The following is a 16,105-nucleotide window of genomic DNA, read 5'->3' on the forward strand; positions in this document are numbered from 1 at the left end:
TTCTATTCAATCAAAAGGATGCGCTAATGTTGGCACCAAAAAAACGGGGGATTCCCTCTCAATTACTAGCGGGGTTACTGGTTACCGCACTTAGCTTGCCTGCAGTGGTTCCTGTTGCTTATGCCCAAGGCGGCAGTCAAACACAGGCAAACAAGCAATCTCAAGCTCAATTAGAGGCGCTCGTTGCTCCAATTGCTTTATATCCAGATCCTTTGGTCTCACAAATTCTGATGGCATCAACATACCCCTTAGAGGTTTCTGAGGCCACTAATTGGTTACGTGCCAATAGCAATCTAAAAGGTAATGCCCTAAATACAGCATTGCAGCAACAGAATTGGGATGCGAGCGTGAAGTCTTTAGTGTCGTTCCCTCCAGTTTTAGAAATGATGGGCTCACAATTAAGCTGGACCCAAAATTTAGGTAATGCTGTATTAGCCCAGCAATCCGACACCATGAGTGCGATTCAAGCTTTGCGCGCTAAAGCAAAGAAGACTGGCGCATTGCAATCCAACTCTCAGCAAACTGTAACTTCCCAAGGAAGCGGCTCTTCTGAAACGATTGTGATTCAACCAGCTAATCCACAAGTGGTGTACGTACCTTCATATAACCCAACAGTGGTTTATGGTGCCTGGCCCTATCCAGCCTATCCACCAGTTGCCTACTATCCACCTAGCTATGTTGCTGGCACTGCCCTCCTTTCATTTGGAGTTGGCATGGCAGTGGGTGCCGCCTTATGGGGTGGATGCCATTGGGGTGGCGGCTATGGAGGCGGCTCGCTTACAGTAAATAACAATAACTTTAATAACTTCAACCGCAATACCAATAGCAATTGGTCCGGCAACAAGAATGGCACAAGCGATTGGAAGCCAGATCAGCAACGTCGCAATGCGAATGTTGGCGGTGGTGGCGCTAACCGCGATGCGGAACGCGATCAACTACGTCAGAACCTTCAAAAGAATGGCATCAGTAGCGATGATCGGGGCAACCCAGGTAATCGCGATGGCAACCGTGATGGCGATCGAAACCCAGGACAAAACGATCGCTCTGGTGATCGCAATCTAGGTGACCGCAACTCTGGCGCTCGCGATAGCAGCCCAAGCAATTTCAGAAATGATTCCAGCGGCTTTGGTGATGCCCGTGGCGCTAAATTTAATGGCGGTGGTGATCGCTTTGGTGGTGGCGGTGCCCGTGCAGGCGGAGAACATTTTGGCGGTGGCGGCTTTAGAGGCAGACGCTAATCAGCTAACCATAACAAACTTCATTTAAGACTAATACGAAAGAATCATCATGAAAAAGCAGATTTTATTAATGGCATTGACTAGCGCAGTTTTGGGATTCTCAACCGGCGCTCAAGCAGCCAATATGATTAGTACGCAAGAGCTTTTGCAGGACTGTAAAGGTACTAACGGCACCTTTATTACTTGCGAGATCTATGGTCAAGCCGTATACGACACCTACTTGGTTACACGCAACCCTAAGTCAGCTCCTGAATTCATTTGCGTAAAGCAGCCTGCACCAACTCGCAAAGAAGTAATTCAGGAATACGTCAAGTGGGCCGAAGCGAATATCAAGTACGCCACTGAGCCTGCGGCAGATACTATTTTGAGATTCTTAGCAGGCAAATTCCCGTGCGGAAAATAATCTGAAGATTGCATTCGCAAAAACAGTAAAGGCCACTTTCGAGTGGCCTTATTTTTTTACTATGTGCAGCAAAAGATCATTGCCCGCTACCTTATGACGTCTTTTTTGCCCTACAGGCATCTGAGCAATACTTCACTGACTCCCAGTTTTTTGCCCAGGACTTTCTCCAAGTCATCTCTTTTTTACAAACTGCACAAATCTTCGATGGCAGAAAGCTTTTATTGCCCTTAAATGATGTCTTTTCCATGATTTTTAAAGATCATTCAAGTGATTTAATATTTTCTGTGCATGCAGCGTAATTTCTTTTTGATCTTCGTCACTAATGCGCTTCAGATTCGCCGTCATAAGTCTTGTTCTTGGGCTGGCTTCAAATTGGTCTCGATGCTTGATTAAGAAATTCCAGTACAAAGTTGTGATGGGGCATGCATCTTCTCCATAACGAACCTCAGGCTTATATTTACAAGACCCACAATAGTTACTCATCCGCTTGATATAAGCGCCGCTGGCTATGTAAGGCTTACTTGTAAACCTACCGCCATTGGCAAATAAGGCCATACCTGCCGTATTGGGAAGTTCAACCCATTCAATCGCATCTACATAGATAGCCAGGTACCACTCACATACTTCCTGCGGCAGGATTTCTGCCAAAAGTGCAAAGTTGCCCGTCACCATTAAGCGCTGAATATGATGGGCATAGCCGTATTGCAGTGTTTGGCCTATGGCATCTTTCATGCAAGCCATTTGGGTCTGCCCATTCCAGTACCACTTTGGCAATGGGCGTTGATGCTGGTAGTAATTATCCTGCGCCATCTTTGGCATATCTAGGTAGTACATGCCGCGCACAAACTCGCGCCACCCTAATATCTGCCGAATGAAGCCTTCAATAGTTGAAAGAACTAGAGAATATTTTTTCCAAGCTATCAAAACTGCATCCACCACTTCGCGCGGATTAAGCAACTTCAGATTGAGTGCACTCGATAAAATGGAGTGCCATCCAAAAGGCGTATCAGTCCACATCGCGTCTTGATAAACGCCAAAGTTTCTTAAGCGATACTCAACAAAGTACCCCAAGGCTTGAACTGCTTGCTCCCTAGTAACGGGCCAATTAAATGCATCTAAAGAACCAGGGTGATCTGGGTAAGTCTTTTGAACCCAGTCCAGCACTTCTTGTGTAATTACGTCGACTTCAAACGATGCCGGGGCATCGATGATGCCTGGACCCTTTTTTGGATAGGGCTTGCGGTTATCTTGATCAAAGTTCCACTGCCCACCCTCGGGATTACCTTCTCGGTCCACCAATATATTGTGCCGCTTACGCATCAAGCGATAGAAGTACTCCAGCCTGAACTCTTTTTTATTTGCTGCCCACTCTACAAATTCTTGGCGGGAACAATAAAAATGCTCATCCTCCCGCATTTCTAATTCAATACCAAGATCTTTTGCTAATACCTCGAGTGCCTGCTTGAGGCGCCATTCGCCTGGCTCAATACAAACCAAACGCTTCACTTTATTTTTGAGGATTTGCTCTTTCAGAACCTCAACGATCGGCAGTGGCGAACTTTTTATATAAGTCAGCGGATAACCCTGCTTTTCAAGCTCAACTGCAAAATGACGCATTGCAGATAGAAATAAGGCAATTTTGGCTTTATGCGCCCAAACATACTGAGCTTCATTGGCCGACTCAATCATGATGATTTGATCTGCCTTGGGATCAATGTCTCGCAAAGCAGAGCTCTGTATATCAAGCTGATCACCCAGAATCAGAATGAGGCGCTCAGGATGCTTCATTTATTCTTATATTGAGTTGGGCAGTAAGCCCGAGTGACATCTTCACTACGCAAAGCGCTATGTTTAGTTGCTCGTCCGGTCACTCGTTTACGCCAGAGCTCAAATGAGCCGCGCTTCAGCTCTTTACGCATGATGGCGATCACCTGGGGCTCACCCAGACCAAAGCTTTTCTCAATGGCATCAAATGGCGTACGGTCCTCCCAAGCCATTTCTATAAGGCGAGATAAGTCGGGTTCGGAGAGGGTTACGGATTTTGGCACCCAGCAAGTTTAAGACTTATTTACTAAACTAGCTTGAGCCCATGACATTGTTCTGCAACACAGCCAAACTCCTCACATGATTGGAAAAATTCGTCAAAAACTGATTGCCCAGGAGGTGCCGGCTATACAAAAGCCGGTAGAAATCATTTGCCCCATCTGCGATCGCCCCATTCCGGCGTCACAGAGGGATGCCCACCACCTCATTCCCAAATCCAAGGGCGGCAAAACTACGGAATACCTGCATCGAATTTGCCATAAACAAATACATGCTTTGTTTACTGAAACTGAACTTGCCCAGCAATATCATCATGCTCAGGCACTAAAAGAACATCCAGAGATGAAGAAATTTATTCACTGGGTAGAGAGTAAACCGAATTCATTTTATGAAAAGACTCGGAAAAGTGGTCGCCTTAAATCTAACAAATAAATATTGCACTCCTTCTGTGCAAGCTATTACCTTGCAGTAGATAGTTCACCCCTATTTTGGTGCATGTGATTTAGAAACTGTGCAATTTGAAAAATCGTTCTAACTCTTATTACTTAATATGAGTCATGCGCATCAAAATTACAAAGAGTCTGGTATTGCCAGCTCAAATGCTCGAGACTGAAAGTATTCCTGAAGCACTGTTTCCGGAAGGGGACTATCTTGCCAACCTCACACCAGAGGGAAAAATTGAGGTCATCAATACCAGGAAAATTAAGGCGCTCTTTTCGTTCTCACAATTTAGAGACAGAATATCTCTGGGGGAATTTATTGTGGTGGAAGCTTAAAAAAGATCTTAGTGAGCTAAGTCCAAGCTTTCTACTACCGCAGTAAGGGCTGCTACAGATGTAAATGCCTCTGTACTTACTCCCTTTAAGTCCGCGTCTTCCCAATTGAATTCTAAAGAGAAGTGAGCAGACTCCACAATCAACTCGTAACTGGCAGAAGGCTTAGCTGAAGCCTCTTTTGGCTCTTCGCTGACTGGCACCCTTAAAGATTCAATGGCGGCTATTAAAGTGCTAACCTCATTGCCAGACAGCTCTCTTGAACGCAGTACATCGTCCGTTCGCTTAATGGAAATCTTAGAGACCTCATCAATCGTTACTTCATATTGATTCAGACCAAGATCCATCCATACAGTGAGCTCAAGAGCAATTGGGTATGTTTTCATCAATCCACCTCATTAATATGGGTTTCATCAAAATGCGTTGGGTGGCAATCGATACGAAACGCTCGCATCACGACCCTCTTTATCAGGCTCAAGCCATGAAACGATCTTACACCTACATTTTGTGATTGGCGAGGCCTTAAGAAGGATCTGCCTTACCCTCTAATTCACCTTCCCATTTGGAAATTACGGCTGTAGCCAAACCATTACCTAAAACATTGGTTGCAGAACGCGCCATATCCAAGAAATGATCAACCCCAAGGATCAATAAAACCCCAGCTTCAGGCAAGTTAAATTGCGATAAGGTTGCAGCAATTACCACCAAAGAAGCACGTGGTACACCCGCAATACCTTTGGAAGTAATCATCAATACCAGCAACATTAGAAGCTGTTGACTTAACTCCATTTCAACGCCGTAAACCTGTGCAATAAAAATTGCGGCAAAAGTGCAATACATCATCGAGCCATCCAAGTTAAATGAATAACCCACGGGCAATACAAATGAGGCAATCTTATTTTTACAACCAAAGCGTTCTACCCTTTCTAAGGTCATGGGGTACGCAGCTTCAGAGCTCGCCGTTGTAAATGCTAATAATGCTGGCTCACGCAACATTTTTACCAATTGCAAGGTACGATTTTTCAGAACTAGGGAGCTAATCAAAATAATGACTATCCAAAGCGCAAATATAGAGGCATAAAAGCTCAACATGAACTTGCCGTAGGTCATCAGTATCCCAACGCCATTCTCAGCAATTACCGATGAGACAGCTGAGAATACCGCTACAGGAGCAAGCTTCATCACTGCCGTTGTAATCTTGAGCATGATGTGCGAGAGCATATCGAGGTTGCGAATAAATTCATCTGCACGCGACCCCATACCAGCAGCGCCCACACCAAAGAAGACGGCAAATACAACAATTTGCAGGATCTCATTTTTTGCCATTGCATCAAAGATGCTTACAGGAAAAATATGTCGCACAAATTCAGGAAGATTGAGGCTACTTTTATTCAAGCCAGTATTAGCAGCAATCTCCGGCAGAGTTAACTCCACCCCAACGCCTGGTTGCAAAATATTCACCATTACCAGGCCGAGCAACAGAGATACCAAAGACATAGAGATAAACCATGCAAAGGTTTTTAAACCCACTCGACCAATTGTTGAGGCATCACCCATCTTGGCAATACCAACAACTAGCGTTGCAAATACCAATGGCGCAATGATCATTTTGATCAAGCGCAAGAATACGTCCGTCAAGATGGAGATATAGGTTACATATTGGACGGGGAAAGCTGTTCCAGACCCATACAGGTTTACCAAATAACCTGCCAGCACACCCAAGACCATCGCCCCTAAAATGAAGTTGGTTAGCTTTTTGGAATTCATGAGTGACCTAATAAATAGAATGTATTGGGAGATTCTACTCAGTTCCGCACCACCCCTAGTGAAAGTGCCGATAGGTTTTATCTGGGCTTTAGTTAGACTGAGCCATTCACCTATCTGAGTAAATAGAGGCAATATGATTTGGTTTAGCCTGGCAGTAGCCATCTTTCTGGGAGCCTTGTTTGCAAGTCCACCCCGCTCATTTTTAAAACCACCACTATGTTGGCTGGCTCCCGCCACCATTCTCTTCTTGGTGATCGCCTGGAATATTTCACCAAACCTCCCGGGCCAACCTGCTGGAAAGTTTTATGGATTGATCTTCCACTTTTATGGCGCCTCACTGCTAACAGCGATGTTTGGGCCAGCGATCGCTCTTACCATTTTATTTCCAGTGGCATTTCTGGGGGTCTATACAATACAGGGGAACTATGAAGCTGCATCACAGCACTATTTAATGGTGTGCGTACTGCCCACGCTATTTGCTTATCTATCTATACAAATTATTCAACGATTCATACCAAAGCACTTATTTGTTCTGATTCTTGGCAATGGTTATGTAGCTGCTTTTATGAGCGTGATTCTATCGGGAACCCTCCTGCTAGTTATCAGGTTGGTAATGGGTGAAGCAAATCAGCTAGATTTCGAGGGATGGTTCTTAGGCCTCATTATTATTGCGTTTATGGAAGGCTCTTTATCCGGAATGCTTTTGGCGATCATGTTAATTTTCAGACCACACTGGGTGTCAACCTACAACGAAGAAGCTTATATGAGTCGATAATGATCGATTCAAATTCATTAAGAGAAAATTGATATGCTCCCTTGCATTGAACTAGAAACAAGTCCAAATCCAACTGCTGCTGTTATTTGGCTACACGGCCTTGGTGCTGATGGCAATGATTTCGTACCAATCATTCCAGAATTAAAACTCACGGGCTGCCCCGGAATTCGCTTTGTATTTCCTAGCGCGCCCAGCATGCCTGTCACTGTGAATGGCGGCTATGTAATGCCTGCCTGGTATGACATCATTGGCCGAAACCTCATGGATCAAGAAGATGCGGCTGGTATACAGAAGTCAGCAGCTGCAATTATTGAGCTTATTGAAAAAGAGGCTAGTCGCGGAATTGCATACGAAAAAATCGTGCTAGCAGGCTTTTCACAAGGCTGCGCAATGGCATTACATATTGGCCTGCGTTTTCCACATAAGCTTGCAGGCATTATTGCGTTATCGGGATACCTACCTCTAGCGATGAGTGCCAACATTGAAAAACATTCTGCAAACTCCGCTACCCCCATCTTTATGGCGCATGGAACTTATGATCAAGTGGTTACTCTGGATCGGGCACAAGCATCATATGCCCTGCTTGAATCCATGGGCTATCAAGTGGATTTGAATGAATATCCAATGGAGCACTCAGTGAATCACGAAGAGCTGATGGATATCTCACGCTTTTTACAGAGGGTACTGATAGCTTGATAATCCCATTAGCGCTTAACTCATTAATGTAAAAATCAAAATAGAAAGGGCTCATTAGGAACCCCTTTTGTTTGACAGCACTCTGATTAAAGTTTTTTATTGAAGCTGTATTGTGAAAATGCTTGTTCAGCCACATTAAACCACTGGGCTTCCATATTCCTAAAGGCGCGATAGTCCTCAAAAATCTTTTTAAATTGTGGATTCTTGGCAGATTCTTCCGCATAGGTTTCTTGGCTAGCCTTAAAGCAAGCATCCAAGATCGTAGTGTTGAACTTACGCAGTACCGCACCATTTTGCAAAAGGCGTTGTAATGCTGGCGGGTTTAGCGCGTCATACTTGGCGCACATATCGGTATGCGCCTCAAAACAGGCTGCTTCCCATGCCGCTTGGTATGAAGGTGGTAATGAATCCCACTGCTTCTTATTAACTAAGAAAGATAATCCTGCGGCGCCTTCCCAAAACGCAGGGTAATAATAATTTTTAGCTACTTTAGCTAGACCCAACTTCTCATCATCGTATGGGCCAACAAATTCTGCAGCATCAATCGTGCCTTTTTCTAAGGCCGAATAGATCTCACCAGCAGGTAGCTGCTGTGGAACAACACCTAGCTTTGCAAGTACTTGCCCTGCAAAGCCTGCGATACGGAATTTCAGACCCTTTAAATCCTCTGGAGATTTAATCTCTTTACGAAACCATCCGCCCATTTGCGTACCAGTCTGTCCGCCTAGGAAATTGACGATGTTGTAACTTGCATAGAGCTCACGCATTAACTTCATACCATTGCCATGGAGCATCCAAGCAGCCTGCTGTCTGGCTGTCATGCCAAATGGAGCGGCAGTATCAAAGATGAAAGCGCTGTTTTTACCTAAGTAGTAATAGCTCGCAGTATGTCCACACTCTACCGTGCCGTTTTGAACCGCATCCAATACTTGCAAGGCTGGAACCACTTCACCCGCTGCAAATACTTTTACATTAAATTTTCCATCAGTTGCCTTACGTAATACACTTGCAAAGACTTCAGGTGTACCAAACAAGGTATCTAATGATTTAGGAAAGCTGGACACCAGACGCCAATTTAAAGTTGGTAAGTTTTGCGCAAGTGCCGGTGTAGCTAGAGCTGCAGCGCCAGCGCCAATAGTTGCTTTCTTTAAAAATGAACGTCTTTGCATTACTGTCTCCCTCTTAAAAAATCATGAGTTTGTGTATAGATTTTGTTTAGTAACTGTCTTCAGCTCTTTAATTATTTTCCACCAACTGTCATTGAGCCCAACAAAATTGATCCTGTTTCTTTGGTCCCGCGGATCAACGTATCGCTTCCTATGAGCTGAATATCCATCAGCATGTCGCGCAAATTACCAGCAATAGTGACCTCTTCGACAGGATATTGGATCTCACCGTTTTCAACCCAATAACCAAATGCGCCACGTGAATAATCGCCCGTCACATAATTAACGCCCTGGCCCATTAACTCTGTAACCAATAGACCCGTGCCCATTTCTTTTAATAAGGCAGGTAAACCACCCTTAGGCGTTTTCTTACTATGCAAAGTGAGATGGTGAGAGCCACCCGCATTGCCGGTAGTCTTCATGCCTAATTTACGCGCTGAATAGGTTGATAAAAAATAGCCCTCCAGTATTCCTTTGTCTACCACCGTACGAGCAGATGTTTTTACACCCTCTTCATCAAATGGCGCACTGCCAGTCATTGACTTTAAGTGTGGGTCTTCAAACAAACTGACATGCTTTGGTAAAACCTGCTTACCTAAGCTATCGAGCAAAAAGCTAGAGCGACGATATAAGGCACCTCCTGAAACCGCTTGTACCAAGCCGCCCAATATGCCCGCAGCCAAAGGGGCCTCAAAGATCACAGGGCAACGTCGAGTACTCAATGATCTTGCCTTGAGACGAGACAAAGCTCGCTGAGCCGCATATCGCCCAATCGCAGCAGGATCGGCCAACTCCTCAGGAATGCGTGAACTTGAATACCAATCATCGCGCTGCATATGCGCTTTCTTACCGCCTGAACTTGCAATCGGAGCACAGGAAATATAGTGGCGAGAAAATGGATAGCCGCCCATAAAGCCGAGAGACGTCCCCATCATGAAATGGGCATGATGTGCTGATACAGATGCGCCATCACTATTTTGAATTTGTTTACTCACGGCAAATGCTGCACCTTCGGCACTACGCGCGATTTCTACAGCAGCAGCTGCATCGATATTCCACGGATGAAACAAATCTAAATCCAGTGGATGCTTTTCTAGTAACCCAGCCTCTGCTGGGCCAGCACATACATCTGCAGCCGTATGTTGAGCAATATGAAACGCAGCATCTACCGTTGCCTTGAGAGACTCTTTAGAAAAGTCACTAGTACTAGCATTGCCACGGTGGTGGCCCAAAAATAATGTAACGCCCACTTGCTTGTCTAGGCTTTGCTCGATGGTCTCAACTTCGCCCTTGCGAACGGTGACGGATAGACCCTGCCCTTCCGAAACCTCAGCTACGGCGTCTGAGGCTCCCCTTCTTTTGGCCTCTTTGAGCATGAAATCGATGATTTCTTGAAACTGATTCGATGTGTATGTAAACATACCCTAATAATAGCTAGAATAGAAACATGAAGCATACCGAAGCCCTAAAACGAAATAGCCCAAATGAGGTCAAAATTGGCCTCATTTCCATCTCGGATCGCGCCAGTAAGGGCGTCTATCAAGACGAAGGCATCCCCGCACTGCAAGCCTGGCTCATGAAAGCAATCAGTAACCCCTGCGCCTTTCATGAACGCTTGATTGCCGATGAATCAGAGGTTATTACTGAGACCATTGTTGAACTAGTAGATGAACTAGGCTGCGACTTAGTCCTCACCACAGGCGGCACAGGACCCTCAAGAAGAGATGTCACCCCTGAGGCTACCCGTGATGCCGGAACCCGTGAAATGCCTGGTTTTGGCGAACAAATGCGTCAAATTAGCCTGAACTTTGTCCCTACCGCAATTCTGTCTCGACAAACCGCTGTTCTTAGGGAGATCGATGGTCATGCTGCGCTGGTCATTAACTTGCCTGGACAACCCAAGGCTATTGCGGAGACACTTGAAGGCCTCAAAGATGAAAACGGCAAATCGATCGTTCCCGGCATCTTTGCTGCCGTACCCTACTGCATCGATTTAATTGGTGGCCCGTATATTGAAACCGATGAATCAGTGATTAAGGTCTTTAGACCCAAGAGTGCGATTAAAAAGTAATCTAAAAAATAGTTGCCTGTTAGTAAATGAAAAGGTCCGCAATGCGGACCTTTTTCTTGTGCAGTACTTATTCAATCACTGCGGCAAGGGTACGATAAATTTCTCACGATAGTATTTGAGTTCCTCGATAGACTCCTCGATATCAGCCAAGGCTGTGTGAGCCTGCTTCTTGGTAAAGCCTTTGACCAACTCGGGGTGCCAACGTTTGCATAGCTCTTTTAAGGTAGAGACATCGATGTTTCGATAATGAAAGTAAGCCTCTAACTTAGGCATGTACTTAGCCATAAAGCGTCTGTCTTGACCAATCGTGTTGCCACACATCGGCGCAATACCTGCCTTAATGTATTTTTTCAGAAATGCAATGCATTCAGCTTCGACGGTAGCCTCATCCAAGGTGGATGCCTTCACTTTATCAATCAAGCCTGAACGCCCATGAGTTCCCTTATTCCAGGCATCCATCGCATCCAAGACAGCATCCTCTTGATGCACAACCCAGACAGGCGCTGTAGCAATAGTATTCAAATGGGCGTCCGTGACGATGATGGCAATCTCCAAAATCCGCTCGGTTTCGGGGTTTAAACCCGACATCTCCATATCCACCCAAATAAGGTGCTCATTGGCTGGTGCCGCCTTAACTGCCGGTGTTGCTGTTGTGTTAGTTTGCTCGCTCATATCTATAATGATCTCATGACATTCACAATTGTTTTTCTAATCGCCTTTATTGCTAGTTTTGGCTTACGCCACTGGCTGTCCCAACGTCAAATTCGCTATGTGGCAAAGCATCGCGATGCCGTACCCGCTGAATTCGCTGAAAAAGTGACTTTAGCCGAGCATCAGAAAGCGGCTGACTACACTATCGCCAAATTACGCCTTGGCATTATAGAAAATGGCGTCAGCGCCATCATTTTAATTGGCTTCACCTTATTGGGTGGCTTGCAGATATTGAATATGGCTTTACTGCAACTTCTCGGCGAAGGCATTCCCCAGCAAATGGCCCTGCTTGTTTCAATTGTGCTTATTTCTGGAGTGCTCGATATTCCATTCTCTTGGTACAAGCAATTCCATCTAGAAGAACGCTTTGGCTTTAATCGGATGACCAAAAAACTATTCTTCTCAGATATGTTTAAAGGGATCTCAGTAGGTAGCGCGATTGGCGTGCCACTACTCTGGGTGATTTTGTCCTTGATGGAAAAAGCAGGAGATTTATGGTGGTTATGGGCATGGGCAGTATTAACAGTCTTTAGCTTGCTGATGCAGTGGGTTTTCCCAACCTTTATCGCCCCACTCTTTAATAAATTCCAAGCCCTAGATGAAGGCCCATTAAAAACCCAGATTGAAGCGCTTCTCAAACGTTGCGACTTTGCCAGCCAAGGTCTATTTGTTATGGATGGCAGTAAGCGTAGCGCTCATGGCAATGCATTTTTTGCTGGCATGGGTAAAGCTAAACGCATTGTATTTTTTGACACCCTTATTGAGAAACTCAATCCAGGCGAAGTAGAGGCGGTACTTGCACACGAGCTTGGTCATTACAAATGCAACCATATTCGTAAGCGCCTCTTGGTTTCCTTTGCGTTGAGCTTTGCCATGTTTGCTCTCTTAGGCTGGATTAGCACTAAGGTTTGGTTCTATACAGACTTGGGCGTAATGCCTAACCTCAATGGCTATAACGGTGGACTTGCATTGGCACTATTTATGCTGGTATCGCCAGTATTTAGTTTCTTCTTCACACCACTCTCTAGCTTGGCATCACGCAAACATGAGTACGAGGCTGATGGCTTTGCTGCTGAAAAATCTTCCGCAAAAGATTTGGTTACTGCCCTAGTGAAGTTGTACCAAGACAATGCGTCGACTCTCACGCCAGATCCAATCTATACGGCTTTTTATAGCTCTCATCCGCCTGCGCCATTACGCATCGCTAACTTACAGCGGTTTAGCTCATAAGGATGGAACAGTTTCATGCGCTACTCATTGCCTCCTACGGAAGGCATTATTTAGCGCAGCGTTTAACTGCAGATGCTAATGGCTGCGAGTCACCCAGTGGTCCACTGATTCAAGTAAGCACACCCGCCAAGCAACACATCGGCGCCGTGGGTGATCGCATGTTGCTTGAAATGACTTCTGCAGATCAGGCGCGCATTATTCAAATTGAGCCTCGAGAGAATCTTCTCTATCGCTCAGATGCATTTAAGAGCAAGCTCATTGCTTCAAACGTAGATCAAATCCTAGTAGTGCTCGCAACACAGCCGGCTTTCTCACCAGACCTTTTAGGCAGAGCGGTAGTAGCCGCAGAAGCCAACCAAATTGGTCTACATATCCTGCTTAATAAATGCGATCTCAAAGATAACCTGGAGCATGCTCGAAAAATCATCGCGCCTTATGCGCGCATGGGCTATCAGGTGAGTGAAGTCTCCGCCAAATTTGATCCAGCCTCGATTGACTCCCTACGTACAGCCTTGCAAGGCAAGGTTTCTGTTTTTGTTGGTCAATCAGGTATGGGTAAATCTAGCTTGCTCAATGCCTGGATACCCAACGCCGCAGCGCTGACTCAAGAGTATTCAGTCCGTCTAGATACCGGCAAACACACCACCACTGCATGCCGTTACTTTGAACTGCCTGAAGCCTGGGGCAGAGATGAAACCGGCAAGCTAGGTGCGTTGATTGATTCACCAGGTTTTCAAGAGTTTGGTTTAGCTCACATGTCTGTAAGCGAACTTCAGCATGCCTTCAGAGAATTTAAAGACCTACTTGGTAAGTGTCGCTTTCATAATTGCGCGCATTTATCTGAGCCAGACTGTGCGGTGCGAGAAGCGGTAGACAGAAACGAAATAGCGCCAGAAAGACTGGCGCTATTTAGACAATTACACTCCGACTCAAAAACGGCGGATGTACAAATTCAGGGAATTAGCCAAGCCAAAGAGCGATGGTCAGCATTAGCAACAAAGCCATCCAAGCGATAACGAGACGCCATACCAATCCCACTGCTGAGCGCATGGTGCGCTCAGTAGGTTCAAGACCTACCTCGTATACAACTGGCTCACCAGCTTCTGCCATACGCAATGCTTCATCGCTATCAGGCTCACTCATTGGCTCACCTAAGCGAACACCTAGAGCGCCACTACCTGCAGCCAAGATTACTGCTGATAAAGAATCAGACCATTTTTGTGTCAGGTAACGCCAACCATAAACAGCACCTTCGAAGTTACCAACAATCGCAAAGCCCATGGCGGTAATGCGTGCAGGAACCCAATCCAAGACGTAGAAGAAATGACGTGCAGCTTCACTTAGATTGAAGTCGCCGCGCTCAGACCAACGTTGCGCAGCAATGTCTGCCAAGCGATAGAGCACAACACCCGCAGGGCCCATTGGCATCATGAACCAGAACAACACACCAAAGACATGATGATGTGATCCGATAATGGCACGCTCAAGCGCCAAAGAAATCACTTCAGTCTCAGTCAAGTTGGAAGTATCTAGCTCAGGGCCGTACCACTCACCCAAGGCAGCACGAGCTCCAGGCAAGTCATGCGTTTCAATCGCTTCATGCACAGCAGTAAATGAATGGCTGAACTGACGAAAGCCAAAAAACAAATACGCGATGACGATGTTCCAAATAAATCCAAGGATGGGGTAAGTCACCATGCAAACGACATACACCATGAACACTAGGAAGGTTGGCAAGATGAAGGCAACCAAACAGGCCATACGCGCGCCTACAGGGCTTGCACCTTCTTCAGTCTTGCCACCGAATTCAGCGGCAACCCAATCTAACCAGCGGGCGCAAACACGCGCAATCCAATGGCTTGAAGTTACTGGGCGATATTGCTCAGCAATGAGGGCGAAGAGAATAGAAAAGAAAGTCATACTTTTAATAAATGATAAAGGTTACGCAACATTCCCGCAGTGGCACCCCAAATAAAGCGGTTCTCATAAGGCATCGAATAAAAACGTCGTCCGCCCTGCTCACTTTGCCACAGTCTAACCTGATGGTTAGCAGGATCAAGTAAAAAACTCAGGGGTACTTCAAATACATCCGCTACTTCAAACTCATCTAAGACATATTCTGCCTGAGCCTGAACCAATCCCACTACTGGCGTCACGCTATAGCCAGATACCGTTAAATACTGAGGCATGTGGCCAATAATCTCAACTCTCTTGGGATCCAGTCCAATTTCTTCCTGACTCTCCCGTAAAGCAGTGTCATTTGGACTTTGATCCTCGGGATCCATGCGACCCCCTGGAAAGCTAATTTGCCCTGCGTGATCGCGCAAATGATTGGTTCTTTGCGTCAGCAGCACTGACAATCCCTCCTCTTTTAATACAAGAGGAATGAGTACGGCAGCTTTAGTCACTTTTCCGGCAGACTCACGTTTGGCAATAATATCTGCCGCAATCACATGACGGTTTTCATCGGTAATCTCTGGCTGCCACTCTGGTGGAGATTGCAAACGCAGCTTTAAACCGGCTGGCTCAAGGAATTCTTTTGCCACCTTTTTTTCATGTGCGCATGTCTCATAAATCGGAACTGCTTGTGCATCAAATCCTGGAGGTGCGGCAACATTGATTGCGTAGTCTTCAGGGCTTGGTGTCTTGGGCATATTCATATTCTAAGGCAACAAAAAAGGCGACCGAGGCCGCCTTTTTTACTTCAAGCCGACATTTATTCTGCGGCTGGAGCTGCTGCTGCAGTCTTACGCGCAGGCAACTTCTCTTTAATACGTGCAGACTTACCTGAACGATCGCGCAAGTAGTACAACTTCGCACGACGTACATCACCGCGACGCTTCACTTCAATACCAGCGATCAATGGTGAGTAAGTTTGAAATGTACGCTCTACACCTTCGCCAGATGAAATCTTACGAACGATAAAGCTGGAATTGAGTCCGCGATTGCGCTTAGCAATCACAACGCCTTCAAAGGCCTGGGCACGCTTACGTGTACCCTCAACTACGTTTACGCTAACAACTACTGTGTCGCCAGGAGCAAAGCTTGGCAATACTTTGTTAGCACTTAAGCGAGCAATTTCTTCTTGCTCAATTTTTTCAATTAAATTCATTTTTAATCCTTAAACATCGTATTAGCGTTTAATCCCGAGATATAAATCAACGGACCTAATAGAGGATGCAGTTAAAACAATTTCACTAAACCAAAAACTAAACTACCTATTCACTACTGA

At 45.7% G+C, this 16,105-nt stretch carries 20 protein-coding genes; 9 read left to right on the top strand and 11 right to left on the bottom strand.

Annotated features, from left to right (window positions below; all coding sequences use genetic code 11):
* Positions 1-26: 26 nt before the first annotated feature.
* Both ICN10_RS01995 and ICN10_RS02000 read left to right on the top strand, forming a co-directional pair.
* A complete protein-coding gene (locus ICN10_RS01995; RefSeq protein ID WP_216211956.1) occupies positions 27-1,238 on the top strand; it encodes a DUF3300 domain-containing protein in 1,212 nt (403 codons plus the stop codon).
* 49 nt (positions 1,239-1,287) lie between these two features.
* A complete protein-coding gene (locus ICN10_RS02000) occupies positions 1,288-1,641 on the top strand; it encodes a Rap1a/Tai family immunity protein (protein ID WP_216211959.1) in 354 nt (117 codons plus the stop codon).
* 91 nt (positions 1,642-1,732) lie between these two features.
* On the opposite strand, the gene ICN10_RS02005 is transcribed toward ICN10_RS02000, so the two are convergent.
* Genes ICN10_RS02005 through ICN10_RS02015 form a run of 3 tightly spaced genes read right to left on the bottom strand, consistent with a single transcriptional unit; the run spans position 1,733 to position 3,689 of the window.
* Positions 1,733-1,888 carry a DUF2256 domain-containing protein gene (locus tag ICN10_RS02005; protein WP_216211962.1) on the bottom strand — a complete coding sequence of 52 codons (156 nt, stop codon included), beginning with the start codon at positions 1,886-1,888 and terminating at the stop codon, positions 1,733-1,735.
* 5 nt (positions 1,889-1,893) lie between these two features.
* On the bottom strand, positions 1,894-3,429 hold the full coding sequence (locus ICN10_RS02010) for a cryptochrome/photolyase family protein (RefSeq protein WP_216211965.1): 1,536 nt from the start codon (positions 3,427-3,429) through the stop codon (positions 1,894-1,896).
* Positions 3,426-3,689, bottom strand: coding sequence for a TIGR03643 family protein (locus ICN10_RS02015; protein WP_216211970.1), 264 nt, complete (start codon positions 3,687-3,689; stop codon positions 3,426-3,428). Before ICN10_RS02015 ends, ICN10_RS02010 begins: the two co-directional genes overlap by 4 nt.
* A gap of 76 nt (positions 3,690-3,765) precedes the next feature.
* Here ICN10_RS02015 and ICN10_RS02020 point away from each other — a divergent pair, with 76 nt between their 5' ends.
* Both ICN10_RS02020 and ICN10_RS02025 read left to right on the top strand, forming a co-directional pair.
* Positions 3,766-4,116, top strand: a complete 351-nt coding sequence (locus ICN10_RS02020) for an HNH endonuclease (protein ID WP_216211973.1) — start codon at positions 3,766-3,768, stop codon at positions 4,114-4,116.
* Between the two features lie 125 nt (positions 4,117-4,241).
* On the top strand, positions 4,242-4,460 hold the full coding sequence (locus tag ICN10_RS02025; RefSeq protein ID WP_216211976.1) for a hypothetical protein: 219 nt from the start codon (positions 4,242-4,244) through the stop codon (positions 4,458-4,460).
* Positions 4,461-4,468: 8 nt separating this feature from the next.
* On the opposite strand, the gene ICN10_RS02030 is transcribed toward ICN10_RS02025, so the two are convergent.
* Both ICN10_RS02030 and ICN10_RS02035 read right to left on the bottom strand, forming a co-directional pair.
* Positions 4,469-4,843 carry a hypothetical protein gene (locus tag ICN10_RS02030; RefSeq protein WP_216211979.1) on the bottom strand — a complete coding sequence of 125 codons (375 nt, stop codon included), beginning with the start codon at positions 4,841-4,843 and terminating at the stop codon, positions 4,469-4,471.
* A gap of 136 nt (positions 4,844-4,979) precedes the next feature.
* Positions 4,980-6,224, bottom strand: coding sequence for a dicarboxylate/amino acid:cation symporter (locus ICN10_RS02035; protein ID WP_216211982.1), 1,245 nt, complete (start codon positions 6,222-6,224; stop codon positions 4,980-4,982).
* 133 nt (positions 6,225-6,357) lie between these two features.
* Here ICN10_RS02035 and ICN10_RS02040 point away from each other — a divergent pair, with 133 nt between their 5' ends.
* Both ICN10_RS02040 and ICN10_RS02045 read left to right on the top strand, forming a co-directional pair.
* Positions 6,358-6,999: a hypothetical protein gene (locus ICN10_RS02040; protein WP_216211985.1), complete on the top strand. Its 642-nt coding sequence runs from the start codon at positions 6,358-6,360 to the stop codon at positions 6,997-6,999.
* A 33-nt stretch (positions 7,000-7,032) separates the two neighbouring features.
* Positions 7,033-7,695, top strand: coding sequence for an alpha/beta hydrolase (locus ICN10_RS02045; RefSeq protein ID WP_216211988.1), 663 nt, complete (start codon positions 7,033-7,035; stop codon positions 7,693-7,695).
* An 86-nt stretch (positions 7,696-7,781) separates the two neighbouring features.
* Here the strand turns inward: ICN10_RS02045 and ICN10_RS02050 are convergent, their stop codons facing one another.
* Together ICN10_RS02050 and pmbA are read right to left on the bottom strand one after the other, a co-directional pair.
* Positions 7,782-8,864 (bottom strand): TRAP transporter substrate-binding protein, encoded by a 1,083-nt coding sequence (locus ICN10_RS02050; RefSeq protein ID WP_216211991.1) that lies wholly within the window; start codon positions 8,862-8,864, stop codon positions 7,782-7,784.
* Between the two features lie 71 nt (positions 8,865-8,935).
* Positions 8,936-10,282, bottom strand: coding sequence for a metalloprotease PmbA (gene pmbA, locus ICN10_RS02055; RefSeq protein WP_216211994.1), 1,347 nt, complete (start codon positions 10,280-10,282; stop codon positions 8,936-8,938).
* A gap of 26 nt (positions 10,283-10,308) precedes the next feature.
* Here pmbA and mog point away from each other — a divergent pair, with 26 nt between their 5' ends.
* Positions 10,309-10,932, top strand: coding sequence for a molybdopterin adenylyltransferase (gene mog, locus ICN10_RS02060; RefSeq protein WP_216211997.1), 624 nt, complete (start codon positions 10,309-10,311; stop codon positions 10,930-10,932).
* Between the two features lie 75 nt (positions 10,933-11,007).
* Here mog and orn read toward each other — a convergent pair whose 3' ends face one another.
* Entirely contained in the window at positions 11,008-11,604 is a 597-nt protein-coding gene (gene orn, locus ICN10_RS02065; RefSeq protein ID WP_216212000.1) for an oligoribonuclease, read from the bottom strand.
* Positions 11,605-11,619: 15 nt separating this feature from the next.
* Between orn and ICN10_RS02070 the strand changes: the two genes are divergently transcribed.
* Both ICN10_RS02070 and rsgA read left to right on the top strand, forming a co-directional pair.
* Positions 11,620-12,873 carry a M48 family metallopeptidase gene (locus ICN10_RS02070; protein WP_216212003.1) on the top strand — a complete coding sequence of 418 codons (1,254 nt, stop codon included), beginning with the start codon at positions 11,620-11,622 and terminating at the stop codon, positions 12,871-12,873.
* A 2-nt stretch (positions 12,874-12,875) separates the two neighbouring features.
* Positions 12,876-13,889 carry a ribosome small subunit-dependent GTPase A gene (rsgA, locus tag ICN10_RS02075; RefSeq protein WP_216212006.1) on the top strand — a complete coding sequence of 338 codons (1,014 nt, stop codon included), beginning with the start codon at positions 12,876-12,878 and terminating at the stop codon, positions 13,887-13,889.
* Here rsgA and ICN10_RS02080 read toward each other — a convergent pair.
* From ICN10_RS02080 to rplS, 3 genes are all read right to left on the bottom strand, one after another.
* On the bottom strand, positions 13,834-14,793 hold the full coding sequence (locus ICN10_RS02080) for a CobD/CbiB family protein (protein WP_216212009.1): 960 nt from the start codon (positions 14,791-14,793) through the stop codon (positions 13,834-13,836). The two genes, rsgA and ICN10_RS02080, sit on opposite strands and share 56 nt — an antisense overlap.
* Complete coding sequence (locus tag ICN10_RS02085) at positions 14,790-15,527, bottom strand: CoA pyrophosphatase (RefSeq protein ID WP_216212012.1); 738 nt, start codon at positions 15,525-15,527, stop codon at positions 14,790-14,792. Before ICN10_RS02085 ends, ICN10_RS02080 begins: the two co-directional genes overlap by 4 nt.
* Before the next feature lie 62 nt (positions 15,528-15,589).
* A complete protein-coding gene (gene rplS / locus ICN10_RS02090) occupies positions 15,590-15,985 on the bottom strand; it encodes a 50S ribosomal protein L19 (protein WP_068324277.1) in 396 nt (131 codons plus the stop codon).
* Positions 15,986-16,105 lie beyond the last annotated feature (120 nt).

The sequence above is a fragment of the Polynucleobacter sp. 86C-FISCH genome, assembly GCF_018882415.1.
GTDB lineage: Bacteria > Pseudomonadota > Gammaproteobacteria > Burkholderiales > Burkholderiaceae > Polynucleobacter.